This is a genomic window from Enterococcus sp. AZ084 (assembly GCF_051714905.1).
GTDB lineage: Bacteria > Bacillota > Bacilli > Lactobacillales > Enterococcaceae > Enterococcus_B > Enterococcus_B pernyi.
This window is the reverse complement of record NZ_JBIOSS010000001.1, coordinates 2,015,877-2,040,129: the sequence shown is the minus strand read 5'-3', so window position 1 is coordinate 2,040,129 and position 24,253 is coordinate 2,015,877. Positions and strand designations below refer to the sequence as shown.

The following is a 24,253-nucleotide window of genomic DNA, read 5'->3' as shown; positions in this document are numbered from 1 at the left end:
GTTTTTTTGTGTTCTTTAGAGATCATATTTGGCAAAAACAGGTACAAAGCGTATCCTTAATAGTAAGAGAGGAGTGTTTCGAATGAAAAAAATAGGGTTGATCAGCTTATTCGCAGTCGCTTTACTCGGTGCCTGTCAATCACCAAGTGAAACGAGTCAAGAAACGACAAATGAAACAGTTCGTACGACAGAAACAAGTACTTCAAAAGAAGAGATAGGGTCATCTTCCGTAAGTAGCAATGAGACAGTCTCATCAGCTGAAACAAGTACGAGTACGCAAGAAAATTCGACGCAAACTGCCTTTGAGCAATTGCAAAAAGAGTATCCAGACACACCGATGCCCAAAGAGATCCCAGTTGGGTCATCTAACTTGAACATCGCAGCAACGATGACAAAACAAGGCTTTTCTGTCTTATACTATCAATCAGAACAAGCGCTACCACTAAACGACGCCTCATTGAACCAAGCAGAACCAATCGCTTCTTACCTTTATCAAGATGACTTTGCATCTTCCCAAGAAACACTGAACACGATTCAGCCATTTACGGTCGATACTGGAGGAAGACAAGTCGATCTCGGTTATAACATTGTCGGTTATCAACAAGGTGCTGCTGGTTCTTCGATTCTTGAATGGCAAGAAGGAAATTGGCGGTTACGAATACGTGCCAGCAATATTGACGGACAAGATCCTGTACCTTTGGCGAAACAGATCGTGACTTACTTGGAGTCTGCCCGCTTACCTGCACCGGAAAAAGTCGGAACGATCGAAATCAATATGACCGATGGCACGAATCAAAATACTCGAATCATTTGGCAACAACCAACCACTGTCTATACCATCACGAATCAAGATACGATGAATGCATTAAAAATGGCTGTTTCCATGGAACAACAATAAAAGAAGACTAGAATTGCCAAGAACCACATGCTAAAATAGACAGGAAACGATAGAACACTCTGAGTCCAAAAGCAAATCGTGACCAAGCAGAGTGAGAAGAATCATGAAAGAAATGAGGACAAAAGTTGACTGAATATCTAAACGTTGGCAAGATTGTCAATACACAAGGAATCAAAGGCGAAGTCCGTGTCATCTCAACCACAGATTTCCCTGAAGAACGTTACAAAAAAGGTGAAGTTTTGACACTCTTCCAAGAAGGAAAAGCTCCTGTAGAATTGACTGTAAAGAGTCACCGTAAACACAAAAACTTTGATTTACTCAGCTTTGAGAATCATCCTTCCATCAATGACGTTGAAAAATATCGTGATGGTATCTTACGTGTATCAAAAGAAAACTTAGTTGAATTGACAGAAAATGAATATTACTACCATGAAATCATTGGCTTGAAGGTCATCGACGAAAACGAAAAAGAACTAGGAAAGATCAAAGAGATTTTATCTCCAGGCGCAAATGACGTTTGGGTCATCCAACGACCAAAGAAAAAAGATGCACTGATCCCGTATATCGATTCCGTCGTTCAAGAAGTCGATCTTGAAAATGGCTTGGTTCGTGTGACATTATTAGAAGGATTGATCGATGATGAAGATTGACGTGTTGACTTTGTTTCCGCGAATGTTTGAAGGTCCGATGGGGGAATCGATCATTGGTAAAGCAGTAGCAAAAGAATTGTTAGAAATCAATGTTTTTAATTTCCGTGAGTATTCGGACAACAAACACCAAACAGTCGATGACTATCCTTATGGTGGTGGGGCAGGGATGTTATTGAAAGTCCAACCTATCTATGACAATATCAAAGCCATCGAAGAAAAACATCCAGAGACTAAGAAACGTGTGATCTTGCTTGATCCAGCTGGTAAACCATTTAATCAAAAAATGGCAGAAGAATTTTCGGAAGAAGAGCATTTGATCTTTATTTGTGGCCACTATGAAGGCTATGATGAGCGCATCCGTTCACTCGTAACAGATGAAGTCTCATTGGGAGATTATGTATTGACCGGTGGTGAGCTAGGCGCCATGGTGATGATCGATGCGACCGTTCGGCTATTGCCAGATGTTTTAGGTAATCAAACATCTGCCCAAACAGACTCGCATTCTACTGGCTTGTTGGAACATCCTCAATATACAAGACCAGCAGAATTCAAAGACATGAAGGTACCAGAAGTATTGACCAATGGTAACCATAAATTGATTGAAGAATGGCAACTAAAAGAATCCTTACGCCGGACATATCTTCGACGTCCAGACATGTTAGAAAAATTAGACATGACACCGCAAATGGAAAAAATGCTAGCGGAGATCAAAAAAGAAGAAGCTTGAGTTGCAACAAATAAATGAAAATTTTCTTTACACTCACCATAGAATATGATAGTATTCTATGGTGAGTGTAAAAACACTTAACTATTACGATGTTCCGCTGTGAGAAATTACTCATAAGAATGTTTGGAATAAGGAGAAGAAAACAATGAATCCATTAATCGAAGAATTAACAAAAGAACAACTACGTTCTGACATTCCAGCTTTCCGCCCTGGTGACACTGTACGTGTTCATGCGAAAGTTGTCGAAGGTACTCGTGAACGTATCCAGTTATTTGAAGGTGTTGTAATCAAACGCCGTGGTGCTGGAATCAGCGAAACTTATACAGTACGTAAAGTTTCTAACGGTGTAGGCGTTGAGCGTACATTCCCATTGCACACACCACGTGTTGCAAAAATCGAAGTTGTCCGTTACGGTAAAGTACGTCGTGCGAAATTGTACTACCTACGTGCATTACACGGAAAAGCAGCTCGTATCAAAGAAATCCGTCGTTAATTTCTCATTATCAGACAGAGGAAGAACCCTTGAATTTTCAAGGGTTCTTTTTTTATTTTCAATTTTTGAGGACCTTGATTTTATGTTTTTCCCTTCCAATGCTTTGTTACTGTAAGATGTTTGGAAGCCTTTCTTTATATTTAGTCAGAAAAGCCAGTTGCTCACGATAAATGGCGATAATCTGGAGGCGTAAATATTTCAATAGACGTTGAATATAATTGAGATATAAAATGAAATTGCTGAATGAGAAAATACTATTAAAAAAACTTTCATTCGATATTTACATATATTTATTAGATTTTGCTAATCTTTAAATGTTTTTTTTACTTTTACAGTTAATTATTAGTGTAAGAGCCAAATCATAAGGAGAAGCCATGAATAACAAAAATCAGAACCTATATATTGCACAATTTATTGCAACGGTTTGTGTTGTCGTTGTCCACTCTGGAACGATTGTTAGTGATCCGACATTGCATTTTATAGTTAAAAGCATAATTTGTCGAATCGCTGTCCCGTTTTTCTTCATCAATAATGCGTACTTCTTTCGATTGAACAGCAAAAGAGAAGGGCATTCGCTTAAGTGGCTGAGAAAGATAGTATATCTCTATGCAGCGACTTTTATGCTTTACATACCTTTTGGTATTCAGTTGGTACAACAGACAGTCCATGTTCATTTAGGATTACTACCAATAGCAATTATTGTCTCTTTCTTATACAGTGGAAGCTTCTATCATTTGTGGTATTTTCCTGCTTTAATCTTCTCGATAGTTATTGTGAGATACATGCTTCAAAAACTAGGTTATAGATGGATGTTGCTGATTTGTTTCCTGCTCTTTTCGATTGGCTCTATTGAAACATATTCAGCATTTTTTTCTAATCCGTTGCTCGTTTCAGGCGTGGAAAAATATTTCAGTGTGTTTGCGACTACAAGGAATGGTTTATTCTTTAGTCCGATATTTGTTCTCATAGGGTTTGTTCTGGCAGATAATAAGTATAAATTAAAAAAATACTCCAAGTCACTTTTCTATGGATTGATCTTAGCTAGTCTTGTTGGAGTTTTTGAGGGAATGATTGTATATCAAAATCAAGGAATTGATAAGAATTTTATGTACTTCACTATTCCATTTACGGTGTGTTTGTTTGGATTATTAGTTATTACGAAAAACAAGATAAGCGGATTTGAAAGGTTAAAACCCTATAGTCAAAGTGTTTTTTTGCTACATATGATACCTATTCAAATTTTTAATTTCTGGCATAACGAAATTACTGTCGTTAATGGCTTATTTCGTGTGATGGTGGGAGTGGTAATTCCACTCATTATTGTTTGGGGTTTTGGCATGGTAAGAAAAACAGTGTCAAGAGTAAGACTTGCCAAAATAAAGTAGATGCAGGCGGATTTTGATCCCTTGATGAATTGAAAGAGAGGTAGGTGAAAGAGATCAATGACTATTTAATTATCCTGAAAATAAAGTCAGGAGATGTTGACGCTTGGGAAAAACTTATTGATAAATATTATGACAAAATTTTCAATTATTGCAGAAGAAGGTTTTTTGGAAAAAGTAGATTAGCTGAAGATTTAACCCAAGAAACGTTTTTGAAAGTGATAAGTAGTATCGATTCTTATAAGTTCTCAGGAAGTTTTTTCAATTATCTTTTCACCATCGCTGTGAACACGTGTAATAGCTACAGCAAGAAAAATGATTTTGACGAAGTAGTATTTGATGAATCTTACAATAAAGAGTTAGATGAGCAGGATTATAACGTTAACTTTGTAAATGAACAAAGTAGGATCATTCAGCGTGCGTTAGACCAACTTCCAGAATATCAAAGAGAAGCGATCATACTGAAATTTTTCTATGATATGAAGGTTAAGGAAATAGCACAGTTAACTAAAACGAGTGTGCCAACAGCACAATCAAGGATTCAACAAGGACTAGACAAAATGAAACAAATACTTAAAAAGGAGGACTATTATTTTGAATAGAGATTATCCGAAAAATGATATTTCTACCCAAGAAGCCAAAAAAAGAATAGTGAAATTGGGAACCAAGCAAATACTTAAAAACCAAATTTCAAGAAAATCTTATTTAAGTTTGTTTTTATCCTCAATTAAGTTTGTGGGATGGAAATTGTGGAGTATTCAATTTGCACTTCTAGGATTCTCCTTGTTTCTTATGTTTTCAAAGGGTGAAATGAGCTATGAACATGTTCTGAGAGGGATAACAGGAATGGTTCTTTTTTCAGTGATATTTTTCACAGATGAGCTGTTTAAGAGCTTCACGAATAATATGTGGGAGCTAGAGCAGACGTTTAAATACGATTTACGGCAACATACAGCGATGAAAATGCTTGTTTTTGGTGTATTTGATTTGCTTTTGATAGTGATTCTTGCGGTAGTAGGTAAGCAGATGTTTCCTGTGTCTTTCTTAAGGTTTGCGTTGTATCTTCTCGCTCCGTTCAATGTTTTCTGTATTGTTTTATTCTCAATTTTTACTCTACTACGAAATAACTTGTCGAACCTATTGCTTTGGACTAGTTCGGGAGTACTAGTCGCAGTATCGATTATTACCGAAGAGATATTCAACATTTATAGTTTTCCACTTTCTTATTGGACGATTGTTTATGTGATTACTTCCATTGGACTTCTTGCATTGATAAGACAAATGCTAAAGAAACATAACATGGTTGGTGATTTTATATGAAACTGGAAATAAAGAACATTACTAAGAAATTCGATGGATTAAAAGCCTTAGATAATGTTTCCCTGACGTTGAATAAAGGCGTTTATGGCTTACTTGGAGCCAATGGCTCAGGGAAGACAACTCTTTTTAGGTTAATTTGTGGAGTGATCAAATCCGATGATGGAGAAATTTTATATAACAATAAGGATGTGTCAGCAAACAGTGAAGCATTTAGATCTATTCTCGGCTTCTTACCACAAGATTTCAGTTATTATCCAGATTTTACAGGGATAAAGTTTATGCTTTATATCTCAGCGTTAAAAGGATTGAGAGGGAAACTAGCAACAAGACGATGTTTGGAATTGCTTGAATTAGTTGGACTCTCAGATCAAAAGAATAAAAAAATAAAGAAATATTCAGGTGGTATGAAACAACGTTTAGGAATTGCTCAAACACTGATTAATGATCCTGAAATTTTGATACTTGATGAACCCACAGTTGGATTAGATCCAAAAGAGCGAGTGAGGTTCAGAAACTTAATCAGCTCCCTATCAGAGAATAAAATCATTATTTTATCTACTCACATTGTATCTGATGTGGAATATATTTCGAATGAAGTATTGGTTTTAAATAAAGGTGTGGTTCAAGATAGAGGATTAGTAACTGAATTAATGAATAATATCGAAAACAGTGTGTGGGAAGTTGAAACATCGCTTGACGAGATTGATTTATATTACCAAAAATATCCTGTAAGCAATCAAAAGTATGTAGATGATCGTGTCATCTTAAGAATCATTTCGACTGTCAAACCGAATGACAATGCTCTCCATGTGAAGGCGAACTTAGAAGATTTGTATTTATACTATTTTAGAACTGAGGATCAAACGAATGCAGATTTTTAAATTTGAAAGTGAAAAGATACTGAAAAACAAATCGATTATTGGAGCTGGGCTTGTCCTGTTATTGAGTCTTTTTGCAATCGTCTATATTGGCTTTTTTCAGTCGCAACTTAGGGGAGCTAAAAATATTACTGGTGTTTCTGGTAGGGAATCAATTGAAAGATATCTAGATTTTACAAATGAGTACCAGGGCGAGTTGACTGATCATAAGGTTAAAAAAATTACATCTGACTATTTGAAGATTTATCAGGACAAAAAAAGAAAAAACATTCAAATATTTGATTACTTTCAATGGTCAGTGGTCGATACATTTACAAATCACGAGGAGCAAGATGTTTATGTTGAAATGATAGATGCCATTAGGGACGGTAAAAAATATACCATTGACGATGTGAATCTTTTATCTATGAAAAACGTGGGCTATAAAAAAATGGACTTTCCGATCAAAATAGGGAATTTTAAGACTTGGACGGATTTGTTAAATGTCACTTCAATTGCTTTTATCCCAGTTTCACTGTTTGTCATTCTGATATGCTCGATTCTTTTTGCGAATGATACTTCAAAAAATATTATTCCTTTGTTGTTGTCTACAAGGTACGGCAGAACAAAAATGATAAAATCAAAAATTCTGGTTGGAACAGGTATGGCAATAGCTTCCTTCCTAATCGTTCAGTTAATCATCTTGATAATCTTTTATATTTATTATGGATTTAGTGGGTGGGATGTGAGCGTTCAAGCCAACTTGGATTGGAAGGTCTTTGATTTTCCATTGGAATGGAATATGCTTCAATCTTACATGTTCGGTGTTGTTTTTCAGTTAATAGGAGTGCTGTTCATCGCTGGCGTAACTATGCTGATTTCCAGTTTGAGTAGTTCACCATTTAGTGCGCTAGCTATTTCACTAGGAGTCTTTGTCATTCCGCAACCACTGACGCATATTTTTATGTCGGGAATACCGAATAAAATAATGTATTTCTTCCCAATCAATACATTTGAAATTGATAAAGTGTTGTTATGGATGAGTCGAGATAATATGTTCTTCTTTCACTCTTTTGTTGCCAACGTCGCTTTAATACTTATCGTTCTGTTGGTGACAAAAGCGGTATTAGATACAAGTATTTATGTGAGAATGAAAAAACTCAGTCTTTCTTAAAGGATACAAAGAGAAAGGGAGCCAAAAATAGAATTTAGATAAAGACCGAGCAGGATATGTTGGTTGGATCTTAGACAATATGATCGACAATGGAGAGCTATCAGAAAATCGGTATAGGAACTATTTGAAATTGCAGAAAGAACTGATTTTTCAAGAAAAGAGAATCCGCGAAAAAGAGAAGTTGAAGAATAAAAGAAAAAGAAAATAGCTCACGGTAAAATAATATTGCTCTAAAAAAGTACCCACAGCCTAAAACGTTCCATACGTTGGCTGCGGGTACTTTTTTTTTAAAACTAGATACAAACAAATAAATAATCAAGACGGACGGTTACGGATAGCTGCTTGTGCCACCGCTAATCGAGCAGCTGGAATCCGGTAAGGAGAGCAGGAGACATAGTCGATTCCAATGGCTTGAAAGAAGGGAATCGATTGAGGATCTCCGCCGACTTCACCACAAATGCCGATCGTCATCGTTGGTTTGGTTCGACGTGCATTAGAAACAGCGAGTTTGATCAATTGACCAACACCTTGTTGATCTAAATGTTGAAATGGATCATGGGTCATGATCGTTTTTTCTTGGTAGCGATTGATGAATTTTCCAATATCATCTCGAGAAAATCCATAGGTCATTTGAGTGAGATCATTTGTACCGAAACTGAAGAAATCAGCTTGTTCTGCTAATTGGTCGGCAATCAAACAAGCACGAGGTAACTCGATCATCGTACCGATCTCGTAAGGAAATGGTATGATGTTTTGTGCGTTGAAAGTTGCTTCAATCGTTTCGATCAATAAAGCTTTAAGGTGCATTAGTTCTTCTTTTTCAGCAATCAATGGGATCATGATTTCTGGAACAACTGGTATTCCTTCTTGTGTTAGCCGAATCGCACTTTGAATGATTGCTTTGACTTGCATCTGATAGATTTCTGGTGTAGTGATCCCTAAGCGACAACCACGATGACCTAACATCGGATTGGTTTCTTTCAAGTACTCGATCTTTGCTGTCAGCTCATTGACTGATCGGTTCAGTTTGTCTGCTAAATTCGCAATGTCTGGTGCCTCATGGGGAAGAAACTCGTGCATCGGTGGGTCAAGTAGGCGAATGACCATAGGTTTATCTTGGATCGTTTGGAACATCTGATAAAAATCATTTTCTTGAAATGCGAGCAATTTTGTCAGAGCTGTTTCCATTTCTCGGTGATCTTCTGCTAAAATCAAGCGACGCATTTCTAAAATACGATCTTCTCCGAAAAACATATGCTCGGTCCTAGCTAATCCGATACCTGTAGCCCCAAAATCAAGAGCAGTGGTTAAATCAGTCAACGTTTCAGCATTGGCGCGCACTTCTAAGTCCGCATGTTCATCAGCCCAAGATAAAAATAAAGTAAGGTCTTGATTATTTTCAGCGACAACTGTAGGAAGTTCCCCTAAGTAAATCTCGCCTGTATTGCCATTAACGGAGAGAATATCGCCTTCTTTTAGCCGAATGTCATTTGTGGTTACAGTTTTTGCTTCTTCGTCGATCGTCAAGGTTTCCGTACCAGTCACGCAACAAGTGCCCATCCCACGAGCGACGACAGCGGCATGAGAAGTCATCCCGCCACGACTAGTGACGATGGCTTCACTAACGATCATTCCTTCGATATCTTCTGGAGAGGTTTCTTGGCGAACCAAGATGACTTTCTTTCCTTGTCCGTATCGTTCTTTTGCTTTTTCGGCTGTAAAGACGATCTCACCTGTAGCAGCACCGGGACTTGCAGGTAAGCCTTGAGCAAATGGTGTTGCTTGATCGAGAGCTTCAGGTTTGAAAATCGGATGGATCAACTGGTCGATCATTTCTGCTTCTACTCGCAGCAAAGCCTCTTCTTTTGAAAGAACGTTCTCGTCTACTAAGTCAGTCGCAATCTTTAAAGCAGCTTTAGCTGTGCGCTTGCCATTTCTTGTTTGTAAAATAAATAGCTTCCCCTGTTCAACGGTAAATTCGATATCTTGCATATCTTTGTAATGGAGTTCTAGCATTTGTGCGTAGTGCAAGAAATCTTGGTAGACATTAGGTAATCGCTCACTAAGCTCTTGGATCGGTTGAGGCGTGCGAATGCCAGCGACAACGTCTTCTCCTTGTGCATCCAGCAAAAATTCACCAAAAAGCTGATTCTCACCTGTAGCGGGATTTCGGGTAAAGACGACCCCTGTACCGCTTTCATTTCCGCTATTTCCAAAAACCATTTCTTGGACATTGACAGCCGTGCCTAAATGATGAGAGATACCATGTAACTCTCGATAAACGTTTGCTCGTGGATTGTTCCAAGAGTGGAAGACCGCTTGGATTGCTTCTTTCAACTGATCCATAGGATGTTGAGGGAAAACTTTATTATGTTTGGCAAACAATTCTTTATAATTTTTGATCAAAGCGGATTGTTGCTCTTCGTTGAAATCAGTAACCGTTTGATTGTTTTCTTTTTCTGCTTCTATGAGTAAACGATTGAAGTTCTCTTTGTGGATACCATAAACGACATCGCCAAACATTTGCAATAAACGACGGTAGCAATCGTAAGCAAAAGCTAAACTAGTTTGCTCAGCTAAAGCATGGACACGTGAATCATTTAGACCTAGATTGAGAATCGTATCCATCATACCAGGCATAGAAAAAACAGCACCACTCCTTACAGAAACTAGCAATAAATCATCATCATTCGTAAATGACTTGTTTGTTTTTACCTCTAGCCGTTCGATCGCTGTTTGAATCTCTGTTATCAATTGTTGATCAAAGAAAGCAGCGTCTTTAAGATAGCGCATACAACTTTCTGTAGTCAGGGTAAAGCCAGAAGGAACAGGCAAACCTAAATGAGTCATCTCCGCTAAATTTGCACCTTTTCCACCTAATAATGCTTTATCTTTGCTTCTGCCTTCGTTAAAGTCATAGATCCATTTTACCATGTGATAAGCCTCCATTGATTTAATGTGAGTCATGTTTAACATAAATACATCTTAATATGACTCATATATATCTGTCAATCAGAAAAATTAAACACAAATTTATTGTGAAATCGGTTTATATATGTGTATAATAAGTAATGAGAACGAAGGAGGGAGGAAATAGTATAGATGAAACTGAGCGAACGACAAAAAAAAGTCATCGAGATCGTCAAAGAGACGCAACCTGTCAGTGGAGAAAAAATCTCTGAACTCTTAGACGTCTCCAGAGCGACATTACGATCAGATCTATCCTTCTTGACAATGGCAGGCATACTTGAAGCAACGCCTAAAATTGGCTATACCTATACAGGATCAGATTTAGAAACGCTTTTTTTCTTTAAAACATTCACAGTAAAAGTGGGTGAGATCATGGTTCCACCGTTGTTGATCGATTTGAATACCTCGATCCGTGATGCAATCACGACGTTATTTGTATATGACGTTGGGTCGATTTATGTGATTGATGGAGATAAACAATTGGTGGGCGTGTTATCTCGAAAAGATTTGTTGAGAGCTTCCTTAAATACCGAAATCGATCATACGCCGGTCGCTCTTTGTATGACTCGAAGTCCACATATCAAAACTTGTACAAAAAAAATGGATATATTAGAAGTAGCGACGATCCTTCAAGATTTTGAAGTTGACTCTCTACCAGTGGTGGATGCAGCAAATGAGCGAAACGTAATCGGTAAGATCACTAAATCAAAAGTATTGAATTTTATCACTCAGCAAGCGAGAAATGCTGAACGAAATCGATAGGGGGAGTTTATCCATGCAAAATGAAGTCATTGTTTATTCTATCTCAGATTCACTAGGTGAAACGTCTCAAAAATTATTATCCGCTGTGATGGTCCAATATCCTAACTTAGTGTTCAATAATAACTATAAATTTCCTTTTGTGAATCAGAAGGATGAGCTGTTGTCGATTTTAGCAGATGCTTTACGTGATAAAGCAATTGTGATTAGTACCCTCGTGAATCATGAACTGTCGGAAGTGGCAAAATCTTTTAGTCGGAAAACTGGATTACTCTATATTGACTTGATGCACCCTCTTTTTGAGATCATTCATGCGAAAACTGGGATGCAGCCGATTGAAGAACCAGGGGCCGTCCACAAATTGGATACAGAATATTTCAATCGGATCTCTGCTATCGAGTTTGCTGTAAAATATGATGATGGAAAAGATCCAAAAGGTTTTTTAGATTCAGATGTCGTGCTTCTTGGCGTTTCCCGAACATCAAAAACACCTCTAAGTATGTATCTGGCAAATAAAGGCTACAAAGTGTCGAATCTGCCACTGATCCCTGAAGTACCATTACCCAAAGTATTAGAAGCAGTAGACAAGAATAAAATCGTTGGTTTGATCTGTCATCCAGAGAATTTAGTGAGAATCCGGAGCAATCGCTTAGATTCTTTAGGCTTGCATCAGTCGTCAAGCTACAACAATTTAGAAACGATCCACAAAGAATTGGCATACTCCCAAGAGATTTTTGATCGCTATGGAAATGTTGTCATTGATGTATCAGATAAATCGATTGAAGAAACTGCTTTTATCGTTGAACATCATTTGAAAAGCTTGAAGTGAGGTATGAAATGAAACGCGCCCCATGTAAAGATCATTTGACTTTACATGGGTCGCTTTTTTGATTTACTGTTTTTTGATAATCGTATTGATTTGTGCAGCAAGTTCTTTAGTCGCTTTTTTGATTTCTTCTTTTGCTAGGATCGCTGAAACCACAGCAAAGCCTTGGACGGGGAAGGTTTTGAATTCTGCAATCGTGTGTTCGTTGAGACCACCGATCAAAACAACAGGGATCGAAACGTGTTGAAGAATCTTCTTGAGTTCATTTTTTGATACGATTATGGCATCTGTTTTAGTAGCGGTTGGAAACATCGTCCCTACACCTAAATAATCTGCCCCAGCTTGTTCAGCGGAAATTGCTTGTTCGAGTGTTTGGACGGAAGCGCCGATGATTTTTTCAGGGCCAATCATTTTTCTCACCACAGCCACAGGTAGATCTGTTTGACCGACATGAACACCGTCTGCGTCACAAGCTAACGCAATGTCTACTCGATCGTTGATGATCAATGGAACATTGTATGGTTTAGCTAATCGTTTCAATGCGATCGCTTCCTCATAAAAATCTCGTGAATTGGCTTTTTTTTCTCTCAACTGTAAGACGGTGATACCTCCTTCAAGAGCTTGTTGCACTGCTTCTTGGAGGGGCTTTTTTTTCAGCAGTGACTGGTCTGTCACTAGGTATAAGGAATAGTTGATGTCATTTTTCAAAGTAGTTTCCTCGCAGTAGTAATGTTTCCCGATCAATACGGCTGATTTCATCAATCAATGCGATCCGAAAACTTCCCGTACCAGCCGTTTGTTCCAACGCAAGCTCGCCAGCAATCCCCATGGTAAGAACAGCTGTAGTTGTTGCATGGAAAAGATGTTCAGGAGAACCCCCACAAAAGCTAGCAATCAATGAAGTGAGCATACAGCCAGTGCCAGTGATCCGACTCATTTCAGGACAACCATTGTGCACTAAGATTTTACGCCGCCCATCAGAAATTACATCTGTCGCACCGGTGATCACTACGATACATTTGTGAACGGTTGCTAATTGATCAGCAATCCGTTGGGCTTCTTCAATGGAGCTTGCATCATCTGCCGAGGCATCGACACCTTTCGTCGTGCTTGCGATTCCCACTAAAAAGCGGATTTCTGAAATATTGCCACGAATCACTGCACATTTCAAGTTTTCTATGATCGTTTTCGCTGTTTGATTACGAAACTGTGAAGCCCCTGCACCGACTGGATCAAAAATGATCGGGATACCTTTTTCATTGGCTGTTTGCCCAGCTGAAAGCATCGAAGCTACGGTACGTTCATTCAAAGTACCCATGTTTAGTACCAATGCCTGTGACATTGCTGTGATTTCCGCTACCTCTAACGCATCATCAGCCATGATCGGTGAACCACCGATCGCAAGTGTGACATTCGCACAATCATTGACCGTTACATAGTTCGTGATATGGTGGACCAAAGGCTTTTTCATACGGACCGTTTCTACAGCTGTTTTTAAAAATGTATTCATTGACTTTGTTCCTCCTTAAGACCATTGCGATAGAGTGAATAGAAATGATTGGTTGGGCCATGACCTTCGCCTAATTCTAGTGAATGTGCGATTGCAGTAGTGATATATTTTTTAGCCTTGGAAATTGCTTGGTCTAATGGTACGCCCAAAGCGAGTTGTGAGGCAATCGCTGAAGAGAAGGTACAACCAGTGCCATGGGTGTTTTTTGTGACGATTCGTTCAGACGTATAGGAGTAAATATTTTTCCCATCATACAATATATCAGTGGCTTCACCTGTGCGATGGCCTCCTTTGATCAAAACTGCAGCGTGAGATGTTTCATAAATGGCTTTTGCTGCTCGTTCCATTTCTTCCAGGGAAGTAATCGAGCGATCTGCGATTTTTTCTGCTTCTGGAATATTGGGGGTGATCAAAGTAGCTAATGGTAAGACGTTTTTGATCAATGTGTCGATTGCTTGTGGCTCCATCAAGGCATCGCCATTTTTTGCATACATCACAGGATCTAGTACAATATTTTTAGGTTGCCATTCTTGTAGGCTGTTTGCAACAGCTAACATGGTATCTGTGCAAGACAACATACCGATTTTGACTGCATCTGGATAGATATCCTCGAAGACGGCTGTCATTTGTTCATTGATTATTGTTGGTGCGATATCTTGGTATGAGATCACACGAGCGGTATTTTCAGCGACTACTGAGGTGATCACAGACATCCCATAAACACCATGAGCGGCAAATGTTTTTAAATCGGCTTGGATACCGGCGCCACCGCTACAGTCTGAGCCAGCAATACTTAGTACTTTTTTCATCAAATTCCTCCTTAAAATAGAAAAAAAGACATTCTTCCAGTATAGAAGAATGCCTTGATTGTTTCGATTTCGCATCAACAAAAAGGACATTTGCTCCCTACGCTGGTATCAACCAACAGGTTCAAAGGGTCAGGTTTTACCTTCTCAACGCGATAACGTCCCCCTGCAAACAAAATCATATTTAGTTACGAACCAATGATATCTAAAAAAAGCAGAAGATTCAAGTTTTTGAGTATCTAGCAAGAATGCCTTGATGTGTAGTGAATGACAAGTGAGCTTATTTGTGATTACTGTCAAATTATTTCCAAATTCCAGAAATTTTATAAGTATATTTCCTTTTACACACATGATAAAATGCAGAATGATGCATTTCCAAACGAAACATTCAGAGGTGAATACTATGGAAACATTCTTAACAAAATTATCACAGAAAAAAGTGGTGTTATTAGATTATTTATTGGAAAAAGATAACTGGTGCTCCATGGAAGAACTGAAACAGCTATTACAGGTAACTGATAAAACAGTTCTCCATTATATCGAAGAATTAACGACTTTATTGGCTGAATATGGAGAAAATATCTTTCTTGAAAATGAGAATAACAAACAATTTTGGGTACATAAAAAGAACGATTTCCCAATCTATACGATTTATCTATATTTTTACAAATCTTCTTATAACTACCAATTGATCGATTTTATGTATCGTCATCCTGAAGAGACTTTGGAAACCTTTGCGAACGCTCAATTCACTAGTATTTCTACGGTTTTTCGCTATGCTAAATTATTGGTTCCCTACTTTAAACGCTACCGCTTGAAATTCCAACCCTTTAAGTTGGAGTTGAATGCAGAAGAAAGAAACATTCGTAGTTTCTTTTATTATTTTTATTGGCATTCCACGAAAGAGAGTGAACGGGCTTGGCCATTCCAAACAGCGCTATCGACAATAGAAACTTACATTGATTCATTCGAAGCAATCTATCAAATTTCATTAAGTCCATTACAAAGACGAACTCTTTCATATTGGCTGACCATCAATTTAGAGCGGAGTAAAACGAGAAAAATCAAAATCGATCCTTCTTACCAAGTAGTCGTTGATGAGGATGCTCATTTCAGCTATTTAAATCAGTGGGTAGAACAAGTGAAGCTGGGACTGTCATTAGATGAACGATACTTTCTTTATCAGATCATTTATTCGTTTGGGATCATTGATGGTCATAAAAAATATGAAAATAGCCATGCGGCCGCCCATAGAAAATTTTGTACGACTTCCTTTCGAGCCGTGCAAAATTTAGCGGATGCGTTGAATCAAACCTTTCAATTTAAACTAGATTTAGAAGATCCGGAATTGATTTTCAATTTTGTTGCTTTTCATGAAAGGAGTTCTTTATTTTATGGGAATACGGATCTGTTTTTCAATCGTTCATATATTAAGGAAATACAAGAAGAGAATTTGCGAGAATCAGTCATAATGGAAGATTTATCTAAAATCTTGAAAGAAACATCGGATAGTGACGTAAATGATCTTTTGGAAAATTGGGAACAATTATTTTTGTCCTATTATTTTGTCTTGGATTATTATGATTTATTTTTGAACAATTTGGCGCCAATCAAAATCCTGATCCAAGATGATCTGCATCATACTCATCGTTTGTGGTTGATGAATAAGATACAAGTGTATTATGGTAATGCTTATGTTTTGGCTTTTTATGATTATCAAACTGAATTATCAGAAGTTGATTTAGTAATTTCTAATTATTATTTAAAGACGAAAAATACACCTTTACTATTGATGAAAAATATTCCTTCCGATAGAAATTGGCGACAATTGGGTGAAATTCTTTTCAGAATTGCGTATAAAAAAGCTGGTTTGTAAGTAATCAAACTAGCTTTTTTAGTGTGTTATAGAATAATCATGTTCCGATACTTTTATTTTTTTTCTAAAATCAGACGTTTTTTTAAACTAGAAAAATCATGGAGCTCATGACAAAATAATCAATAGCTCGATTAGAATAATTATTTTTTAGGAGGAGTTATAAAATGAAGAGAATAGTGACAACAGCAACGTTAGCTTTGTTAACAGCAAGTGCATATGGAACAATCGCATTTGCTGAAGAAGCAACAAACAAGACAAATGTAACACTGACAGCGGGAACTGGAACAAACGTCGAACCTGTTATTTCAGATGACACACACGATGATAATCCAAGTACAGGAAATACTGGAGCGTTGTCCATTCCTTTTGCATCGAACATCACATTTGGTAAACAAGAGATCCAACAAGGAGATGCGGATTACTATGCGCTAAATAGAAGTCCATACGTTCAAGTAAATGATACGCGTGGAGGAGCAAAAGGTTGGACTTTAGGTGTAAAAATATCGCCATTTGTAGGAGAAAACGGTGAGGAATTGAAAGGAGCAAAAATGACACTTTCTGGTGGTGAAGTCATTACAAAAAATAATCAATCTGCCCCACCAACCATCTCACAACAATCAATTGATTTAAATGGACAAAGTCAAGAAGTCATGTTAGCAAAAGAGGGGCAAGGAGCAGGGGCGTTTGCTGTTGCATTTAAAGGAGAAGACAAAGCAAATAAAAATGTCAAACTCCATGTACCACGTGCGGGTGTAGAAGCTCAAAGCTATACGGCAGATATCACTTGGGTGTTGAATGATGCGCCGATTTGATTTTATGAGAGAGCAGAGTCGATACTCTCCTCTCTTTTTTATTAGTATCATCTGCTTCTTTATTTTTTGTCTCACCACAAATGTTCATGCAGAGTCGAATAAAGTCTCTTTCGATGCGGAAGCTGTCTTACCTGAAAATCAGCAATCAGATGCTAGCTACTATGACTTGCAAGTAAAACCTGGTGAAAAACAAAATCTTATACTCAAGGTACGTAATACAAGTTCAAACCAAATAAAAGTGATAGTTGAGGCAAATAACGCTTTGACCAACAAGAATGGAGCTATCGATTATTCTAACCATGGAGAAAAACTTTTGGGAGGACCTTCGTTTGAAGACCTGATTTCGGAATCGCAAACGGTCATGTTGGCGCCTGAGGAAGAAAAATCAGTGGTTTTCCATTTAGCAATTCCGAAACAAGGATTTGACGGCACGATCTTAGGCGGATTCTATTGTTATGAAGATACGGATAGTGAAGATAAAAAAAATGAAGGATTTAGTTTGAGAAATAAGTTCGCATACACTTTAGGTGCTAAATTGACTTGCACTGACAAAGAAATCGAACCGAAATTTTCATTAGACGAGGTGACGCCAGGTTTAGAAAATGGGTACTTGACTATTTTTGCATCTTTAGCTAATGCTGCACCAGTCATAAAAAGTCAACTAGACGTTCATGCAATCGTAACAAAAAAAGGGGAAGAAAAACCAATCAAGGAATTTCGAAAGAAAGTGTCTTTTACGCCGCGTACAAAATTTAAACTGCCACTAAGTTGGGACAATGAACCATTAAAAAAAGGAACCTATGAACTTGCTATGGAGTTGAAAGATGAAGACGGAAAGACATGGCACTTAAAAAAAACATTTGAAATAAAAGGAACAGATGAAAAATTGAATGATCAGGCAGTTAAAGTGAATGATATAGATGATTCAAATCTATTTATATATTGCTTGTTTAGTTTTGCTGTGTTGATCATTCTTAGTTTGATTTGGTATATAAACAAGCTGCGCCGTCAACTAAAATGATACTTACGAAGTGATTGATCAATAACAAACGACTTTTTTACGAAAGGAGTTTAGAGATGAAAAAAATAATTTGGATCGGGTTAGTGGGGCTGTTGATTGGGGCAACAACCCCCGTGTCTGCTATAGAGGAAGGAACAAGTCAAGTCGGTATTCGGTTTGTTCAACCAGAAAATAAGACGATCCCAATGAAAAAAATAGAGGCTTCAACAGTTAATGAGGTCCAAGAAAAAAATGTTCAATCAGTTTCTTATTTGCCAAAGACCAGTGAAAAAAATAGTTGGTTAATTCAGTTACTCGGCATAACAACTTTGATTAGTTATTTGTCGATCCTTTTGAAAAGGAGAGTCAAACATGAAAAATGATCTAAAAAAATATGTAGGATGTTTAGGGGTACTGTTTTTTTGTTTATTTATCCACCCGAGTAATGTCCATGCAGGAGGTAGTATTACTAATTTACCGTACTTCCACTATGCAAATAGCATGAAAACGCCAGCAGGAACTACATTCAAAATGCATTATGGCAAGAACAGTTCCACTGAAGAAGTAGAGGGTAACTATTCTAATGGGTGGTTGGATGTTAGCCAATCAAGTCCCAACGCAAGTGCGTTGATAAAAAATGTCGGTTATTATAATGGAGCAGCTGTTAACGTAAGAATTGTTTTGCAAGTAATTGGAACAAATGATGGCGGTAAAATATCCATTAGGAATCCATCTACTTTCTTGGACATCACGATTCGGGGGCAAATGGGTGTTACTTATTTTTTTGAAAACAATGAAGGAACACAACTGCCTGTTGAAACTACATTTACTTATAATGGCTTAAATGCAAACAAAAGTATTGGGTATAAAAATATATTCGGGTTAACTCAATATTTGATTGCAAATGATCCAACTGATATCACTTATGATACAGAAGAACAAGGGGAGGATAGTTGGACTTATTTAAAGAACAACGAGCATCGTACGTGGCGACACCCTACTCAAGCTTTTCAAGTGAGTACAAAAAAAGTATCTGAAATTGAAACGATCGTTCAAAATTTAGACAGTACCCCTTCTTCTCTAATGTATGAAACTGACTTTCTGGCAACGCCTGAATATTCTGGTATAACTGCTACTAACACGACCATTGATGACCCTCAAAAAGAAGTTGGCATACAAGGTGTCCAAACCGTACCGAGTGTTTTACAAAGCCAGAAAATGAAGAATTTGAAAGTGGACTTCTTGTTGGATAATAATCTGAAACATCCTCAATATAAAGTGAAAAATTTCAGAGTCACAAAACTCAGCGGGGAAGATGTGTCTGATCTATTTGAAGGAAAGGCGTTGAATAATCATGACTATCAGTTGACGGCAAAGGATTCTGGCAATAATAGATTGTACGATACAGTTTTAAACTATCAAGTAGTACTAGAATGGATCGGAAGCAAAGATAATCCAGTAGATAAAGATTCGATTGAGAACAATTACTTGAAAATACCATTTTCAGTTGTATCAACCGTCGATAGTGAGAAAAAACCAAACAGTTCTGCCTTTACATCTGTCAATTATCTTGGACAAGTAACAGTTGAATATTTGAAGCAAGAGACAGGAGAAACGCTACTACCGCCAGAAACTATTTCTGGTTTGATCACCGATCCCTATGATCTTTCAGAAAAGTATCCTGAAATCACTGGTTATTTTCCTATCAAAGAGAATGAAAATCAGGGGATTTATACACCTGAGCCAAAAAAAGTTAGCCATTTCTATAAAGAAGGTAGCTTATTGACGTTTTCTTTAATCGACGCAGAAAATCCTTTGAGAGTATCTCATTTCAAAAAACAAAGGAAGTTGAAAATTCGTTTTTCTCACAATACCGATGAAACAATTCGTTTGGTAGCCCAATGCGGAGATGAGCGGCGAACATTAGGAGATCTTCCAAACGCTGAAAAAGAAGGCACTAGCGAGTTGCAAGTTAATTTTTCTGAAAGTTGGCTAGATAAAGACGTAGACTTTTACATGGAAAATGATAAAGGTGAGCGATCGAATATTGAAACGCGTCACTTGATTTTAGATAAGGGAGTACAACTTTTCCTACCCGCCAATCTCACATTTGGCACGCAAGAAATACCAAGCTATGACAAATCAATTGGAGCGATAAATCAAGAAGAAATCCAGATCAAAGATGAAAATATGCTAGAGGAAGAAAATTGGACAGTAAAAGTAAAGGAAGAAAAAAAGTTAACGAACAAAGAAAATAAATTATTTACGAACAACATAGAATTTTTAGTTGGAAAAGAGATAAAAAATATTAACACAACAAATCAGATAATTTGTGAAGGTAGCGGAAATATCAAACTATCAGATATAGGTAAACTTAGGGTAATTATTTCTCCGACAGATTTTGTTGGAGAATATGAAGGAACGCTTATTTGGACCTTAGAACAAGCCCCAAAATAATGTTATATACAAAAAATGATTTAATGTACAATCGTATAGTGTAACCTTCTCAACGCGATAACGTCCCCCTGCAAACAAAATCATATTTAGTTACGAACCAATGATATCTGAAAAAAGCAGAAGATTCAAGTTTTACAGGAGCAAGCCTACACTGAGTAGCTAAAAGCAACAGTTTACTTTCTGTCAAAGTAGCGTTCTTATAGGAATTGCTAGTGCGTTTCTCAAGATGGTATACTAAAGAAAAACGATAGAATATTCTAAGTGTACGATGCAATATATCAAAGCCAAACTTTTGGAGGGAATCTTATGACAGAATTAAGTAATCTACCGAATATAGGGATAGTACTAGAAGAAAATTTACGAAAGATTGGTGTGACAACGGAAGAACAATTTAAAGAAAAGGGAACGGAACAGATATTTTTTGAAATTCGTCAAAAGGTGGACAGTGGCGCTTGTCTGCATATGCTATATGGAATCGAAGGAGCGAGAAAAGGCAAGCCTGTGCAAGCTTTGACAAAAGAGGAAAAAGAAAAGTTAAAGCAATTCTATCGAAGCTTAATCTAAAATAAATAAGCAATGAAGTCAGGAAATTGTGGCTTGTTCCGTATTTCGTTGCTTATTTTTGTATAATTTTTTTAAAAAAGTTCATTGTTATCGATAGATAAGCAATCATTTGTTTTACTTTTCTGATCAAAATAATCGGTGAAGATAGAAAATACGAAATTATTAAAAAAAATTTCTTGTGAATTTAATAACAATATTAAGTTTTTTTATAACTTTTTAACAGAAATATATATTGTTAGGAAGAAGCGATGAAATTGATTGAAATTGAAAAAAACGAGAACTTAAACAAAAAATAGAACATATTTAATTACTGGTTTACTAGTATTCTGAGGATTTGGTATGTAAAAATTCATACAATTTTAATTTTAAATTTGTTATAATTTACTTGAGATTAAGTGAAGTTTCATTTTTATAAACCGCTAAAAATAGCTGATAGATAAAAAAATATAACAATTTCGGTATGTGATCGCAGGCTTTTATATTTTTATAATATTAATAATAAATTAAAAGCGAATGAAACATTACAACTAAATAGAAAGGTAGGAGATTAAATTTGTGATCGAATTTACTGTCATTAATTTTTCAAAAAAGGGGGATTTTGTAAATTAGAAAATATTCGTTTTTTATTGATCAGTATTGAGCAATTTGAAACGCAAAGGTAATGTGATTTTTGACTTCATGTCAGAATGGAGGATCATTATGAAAAAGATAGTCGCTTGTTTTATTGTTTTACTGGTGTTTTTAGGTTTCAATCCAACTATTTCTGCGGCAACTCTAGGAATCAATTCAGAAGTGTCGTATTCTGCAAATGGCATTGATTATTATGATGTCGGGGAAGATGCAATGATCCCATGGCGCTTTAATGGTGCGCAAATCAATCCTGGAAGTTCTCCAGGGATATTTTCAACACAAGTGAAATTGTTATCTCAAAACCAACAAAGTGGCAGAGCAATGGTCATGGTTGATCTAAGCACACTAGATAATACTGATGCGGAAAGAAGAAATCCTAGTGAGATGGAGCTGGAAGTTTTTCTAAATGGGACCTCCTTAGGAAAATATCAGGTCGGCGACCTATTCAGTAATACTAGCCCGTATCTAGATCAAAGTGTTCGTATGATCGGCGTCCCATTTACCATCGAAGGTGAAGTCGGTGATATAAATACACTTGAAATTCATGTCTCGCTACCAGTAGATGCGTCAAATGCTTCTCGACTAGCATCAATTACTGTAAATGCTTCATTCACACCAATTGAATCGTTTACAGTGAGTTATGTAGATGGTGTAGAGAATGAAATTGTATTTGAGGATAGAACATTCAAACGTATTGAACCTGGAGCTGCTACACCAAGTTTTGGTGCAGAACCGATAAGAAAAGGTTATACATTTGTTGGATGGAGCCCGACTGTCAGCGAGACAGTAACTACCGATGCGGTCTATACAGCAATATGGGAACCAATTCCCACTTATCAGGTCAACTATACAGACGGGGTACCAGATGAAGAGATTTTTGCAGATCAAGTCTTTACCGATTTAGTCGCCGGTTCTGCGACACCCACATTCAATGGGCAACCTACAAGAGCTGGGTATATATTTAAAGGATGGGATAAAGCAATAACTGATACAGTGACTGGTGATGTCACTTATACAGCCATTTGGGAACCTGTGATGCCACAAACTGTCACTTATCAAGTAATCTATACAGACGGTGTTGCAAATCAAACCATTTTTGAAAACCAAGTATTTTCAGAATTGTCTAAATGCATAGCAACCCCTGTGTTTAGTGGAACACCATCAAGAGAAGGCTATAAATTCATCGGTTGGACGCCAACTGTCAGCGAGTTTGTGGAAGGTGATATGACTTATACCGCACAATGGGAAAAATCACCGCAAATCATTGAACCGGTGACACCACCGACCCAACAACCAGAAGTAAACAAAGTGAGTGAAACAGTGAAAACGACTGAAACAACTAAAGCAATAACAAAAGTAATCAAGAAAGAACAAGTCGCGTATACTACACCCATAAAACAACCTAGAAAAGTGAGACATCTTCCAAAAACGGCGGAACAATCGATGTATTCGAATAGCTTGGTTGGCTTGGGTATGATCATAGTCTTCGTAGTAGGAATATACTGGTTGAAACATTCAAAATCATTAACAAGCGATAAAACTGAAACATAATGCTCGAGTAAAGAAATATAATAGAGGAAAGAACTAGTAAATAAAAAGAAGTATCACTCAATCATAAAAAGACATTAAGTCAGATTTTTTTTGGAAACTCAAAAAAAGTCTGACTTAATTATTTTCTTCTACGTAGCTATACTGAAAGCGTAAACAAAAAAAGGGGTGATAGCTTATGACAAATTGGCTGAACATTGAGGGGAAAACGATTATCGTAACCGGAGGATCTTCTGGTATCGGGAAAAGTATCGTCGAAAGTCTATTGGAACAACATGTCAATGTAGCAAATTTTGATATTAAAGATTCGACACTTAAACATCAACGATTATTATTTGTAAAAACCAATATAACATTACGACAAGAAGTAGAAGCTGGAGTTGCAAAAGTAAAGGATCATTTTGGTACGATAGATGGTTTGGTCAACAATGCAGGCATCAACATTCCACGCTTATTAGTGGATAAAAAGCAAGCGCATGGGAGATATGAATTATCCGAGGAAGTATTTGACAAAATCATCGCAATCAATCAAAAAGGATTGTATTTGATGACTCAAGCAGTAAGTAGAATCTTAGTTGCTAAAGGAGAAGGAGTAATCATCAATATGTCTTCTGAATCAGGACTTGAAGGTTCAGAGGGGCAAAGTGCGTATGCGGCAACGAAAGCCGCTGTCAACAGCTTTACTCGATCTTGGGCAAAAGAGTTAGGAAAATCAAATGTTCGGGTAATAGGGATTGCCCCAGGAATCATGGAGGAAACCGGACTACGCACACTTTCTTATGAAGAAGCCTTGGCCTATACTCGTGGCATCACGATTGAAGAGCTTAGAGCAGGTTATGCCAAAACGAGCACGATTCCATTAGGTCGAAGCGGGAAATTAAAAGAAGTCGCTGACTTAGTTAGTTACTATCTATCTGATCGTTCGAGTTATATCACTGGAGTAACCACAAATGTGGCCGGAGGAAAAACTAGAGGATAAAAAGTGGGGGAAGTA

23 protein-coding genes and 1 riboswitch are annotated in these 24,253 nt (G+C 37.2%); of the genes, 19 read left to right on the top strand and 4 right to left on the bottom strand.

What is annotated here, in order from left to right:
- The first annotated feature begins 82 nt into the window (after positions 1-82).
- From IGI79_RS09250 to IGI79_RS09210, 9 genes are all read left to right on the top strand, one after another.
- Complete coding sequence (locus IGI79_RS09250; protein WP_104776377.1) at positions 83-898, top strand: hypothetical protein; 816 nt, start codon at positions 83-85, stop codon at positions 896-898.
- Between the two features lie 125 nt (positions 899-1,023).
- Positions 1,024-1,548: a ribosome maturation factor RimM gene (rimM, locus tag IGI79_RS09245; protein ID WP_010735009.1), complete on the top strand. Its 525-nt coding sequence runs from the start codon at positions 1,024-1,026 to the stop codon at positions 1,546-1,548.
- Positions 1,538-2,275, top strand: a complete 738-nt coding sequence (gene trmD, locus IGI79_RS09240) for a tRNA (guanosine(37)-N1)-methyltransferase TrmD (RefSeq protein ID WP_181055211.1) — start codon at positions 1,538-1,540, stop codon at positions 2,273-2,275. The genes rimM and trmD overlap by 11 nt, the downstream gene beginning before the upstream one ends.
- Positions 2,276-2,420: 145 nt before the next feature.
- A complete protein-coding gene (gene rplS, locus IGI79_RS09235; RefSeq protein WP_002286913.1) occupies positions 2,421-2,768 on the top strand; it encodes a 50S ribosomal protein L19 in 348 nt (115 codons plus the stop codon).
- A gap of 374 nt (positions 2,769-3,142) precedes the next feature.
- Entirely contained in the window at positions 3,143-4,153 is a 1,011-nt protein-coding gene (locus IGI79_RS09230; RefSeq protein ID WP_195273226.1) for an acyltransferase family protein, read from the top strand.
- A gap of 44 nt (positions 4,154-4,197) precedes the next feature.
- The gene (locus tag IGI79_RS09225) at positions 4,198-4,752 is read left to right on the top strand and encodes an RNA polymerase sigma factor (RefSeq protein ID WP_104776374.1); all 555 of its coding nucleotides are present in this window, start codon (positions 4,198-4,200) and stop codon (positions 4,750-4,752) included.
- Positions 4,745-5,470, top strand: coding sequence for a hypothetical protein (locus IGI79_RS09220; protein WP_104776373.1), 726 nt, complete (start codon positions 4,745-4,747; stop codon positions 5,468-5,470). The genes IGI79_RS09225 and IGI79_RS09220 overlap by 8 nt, the downstream gene beginning before the upstream one ends.
- Positions 5,467-6,351, top strand: coding sequence for an ABC transporter ATP-binding protein (locus IGI79_RS09215; RefSeq protein WP_104776372.1), 885 nt, complete (start codon positions 5,467-5,469; stop codon positions 6,349-6,351). The genes IGI79_RS09220 and IGI79_RS09215 overlap by 4 nt, the downstream gene beginning before the upstream one ends.
- Positions 6,338-7,501: an ABC transporter permease subunit gene (locus IGI79_RS09210; RefSeq protein WP_104776371.1), complete on the top strand. Its 1,164-nt coding sequence runs from the start codon at positions 6,338-6,340 to the stop codon at positions 7,499-7,501. The genes IGI79_RS09215 and IGI79_RS09210 overlap by 14 nt, the downstream gene beginning before the upstream one ends.
- Before the next feature lie 315 nt (positions 7,502-7,816).
- Here the strand turns inward: IGI79_RS09210 and ppdK are convergent, their stop codons facing one another.
- On the bottom strand, positions 7,817-10,435 hold the full coding sequence (gene ppdK / locus IGI79_RS09205; protein ID WP_104776370.1) for a pyruvate, phosphate dikinase: 2,619 nt from the start codon (positions 10,433-10,435) through the stop codon (positions 7,817-7,819).
- A 168-nt stretch (positions 10,436-10,603) separates the two neighbouring features.
- On the opposite strand from ppdK, the gene IGI79_RS09200 reads away from it, so the two are divergent.
- Both IGI79_RS09200 and IGI79_RS09195 read left to right on the top strand, forming a co-directional pair.
- The gene (locus IGI79_RS09200) at positions 10,604-11,233 is read left to right on the top strand and encodes a CBS domain-containing protein (protein WP_065096529.1); all 630 of its coding nucleotides are present in this window, start codon (positions 10,604-10,606) and stop codon (positions 11,231-11,233) included.
- Between the two features lie 13 nt (positions 11,234-11,246).
- On the top strand, positions 11,247-12,059 hold the full coding sequence (locus IGI79_RS09195) for a pyruvate, water dikinase regulatory protein (protein ID WP_065096528.1): 813 nt from the start codon (positions 11,247-11,249) through the stop codon (positions 12,057-12,059).
- Positions 12,060-12,122: 63 nt separating this feature from the next.
- Here the strand turns inward: IGI79_RS09195 and thiE are convergent, their stop codons facing one another.
- The 3 genes from thiE to thiD are packed head-to-tail and all read right to left on the bottom strand — an operon-like array spanning position 12,123 to position 14,375.
- The gene (gene thiE, locus IGI79_RS09190; RefSeq protein WP_065096527.1) at positions 12,123-12,764 is read right to left on the bottom strand and encodes a thiamine phosphate synthase; all 642 of its coding nucleotides are present in this window, start codon (positions 12,762-12,764) and stop codon (positions 12,123-12,125) included.
- The gene (gene thiM, locus IGI79_RS09185; RefSeq protein ID WP_065096526.1) at positions 12,754-13,566 is read right to left on the bottom strand and encodes a hydroxyethylthiazole kinase; all 813 of its coding nucleotides are present in this window, start codon (positions 13,564-13,566) and stop codon (positions 12,754-12,756) included. The genes thiE and thiM overlap by 11 nt, the downstream gene beginning before the upstream one ends.
- Positions 13,563-14,375: a bifunctional hydroxymethylpyrimidine kinase/phosphomethylpyrimidine kinase gene (thiD, locus tag IGI79_RS09180; RefSeq protein ID WP_065096525.1), complete on the bottom strand. Its 813-nt coding sequence runs from the start codon at positions 14,373-14,375 to the stop codon at positions 13,563-13,565. The genes thiM and thiD overlap by 4 nt, the downstream gene beginning before the upstream one ends.
- A 77-nt stretch (positions 14,376-14,452) precedes the next feature.
- Positions 14,453-14,550: riboswitch (TPP riboswitch) on the bottom strand.
- A gap of 225 nt (positions 14,551-14,775) precedes the next feature.
- Between thiD and IGI79_RS09175 the strand changes: the two genes are divergently transcribed.
- From IGI79_RS09175 to IGI79_RS09140, 8 genes are all read left to right on the top strand, one after another.
- Entirely contained in the window at positions 14,776-16,248 is a 1,473-nt protein-coding gene (locus tag IGI79_RS09175; protein WP_104776369.1) for a helix-turn-helix domain-containing protein, read from the top strand.
- 164 nt (positions 16,249-16,412) lie between these two features.
- Entirely contained in the window at positions 16,413-17,060 is a 648-nt protein-coding gene (locus IGI79_RS09170) for a WxL domain-containing protein (protein WP_104776368.1), read from the top strand.
- The gene (locus IGI79_RS09165; RefSeq protein ID WP_104776367.1) at positions 17,047-18,081 is read left to right on the top strand and encodes a DUF916 and DUF3324 domain-containing protein; all 1,035 of its coding nucleotides are present in this window, start codon (positions 17,047-17,049) and stop codon (positions 18,079-18,081) included. Before IGI79_RS09170 ends, IGI79_RS09165 begins: the two co-directional genes overlap by 14 nt.
- 56 nt (positions 18,082-18,137) lie before the next feature.
- Entirely contained in the window at positions 18,138-18,443 is a 306-nt protein-coding gene (locus tag IGI79_RS09160; RefSeq protein WP_066025718.1) for an LPXTG cell wall anchor domain-containing protein, read from the top strand.
- The gene (locus IGI79_RS09155) at positions 18,433-20,517 is read left to right on the top strand and encodes a MucBP domain-containing protein (protein ID WP_438845883.1); all 2,085 of its coding nucleotides are present in this window, start codon (positions 18,433-18,435) and stop codon (positions 20,515-20,517) included. Before IGI79_RS09160 ends, IGI79_RS09155 begins: the two co-directional genes overlap by 11 nt.
- A gap of 306 nt (positions 20,518-20,823) precedes the next feature.
- Positions 20,824-21,081: a TfoX/Sxy family protein gene (locus IGI79_RS09150; protein WP_019723363.1), complete on the top strand. Its 258-nt coding sequence runs from the start codon at positions 20,824-20,826 to the stop codon at positions 21,079-21,081.
- A 699-nt stretch (positions 21,082-21,780) separates the two neighbouring features.
- Positions 21,781-23,262 (top strand): InlB B-repeat-containing protein, encoded by a 1,482-nt coding sequence (locus tag IGI79_RS09145; RefSeq protein WP_195475790.1) that lies wholly within the window; start codon positions 21,781-21,783, stop codon positions 23,260-23,262.
- A gap of 175 nt (positions 23,263-23,437) precedes the next feature.
- Positions 23,438-24,238 (top strand): SDR family oxidoreductase, encoded by an 801-nt coding sequence (locus IGI79_RS09140; RefSeq protein WP_010735016.1) that lies wholly within the window; start codon positions 23,438-23,440, stop codon positions 24,236-24,238.
- The last annotated feature ends 15 nt before the right edge of the window (positions 24,239-24,253 follow it).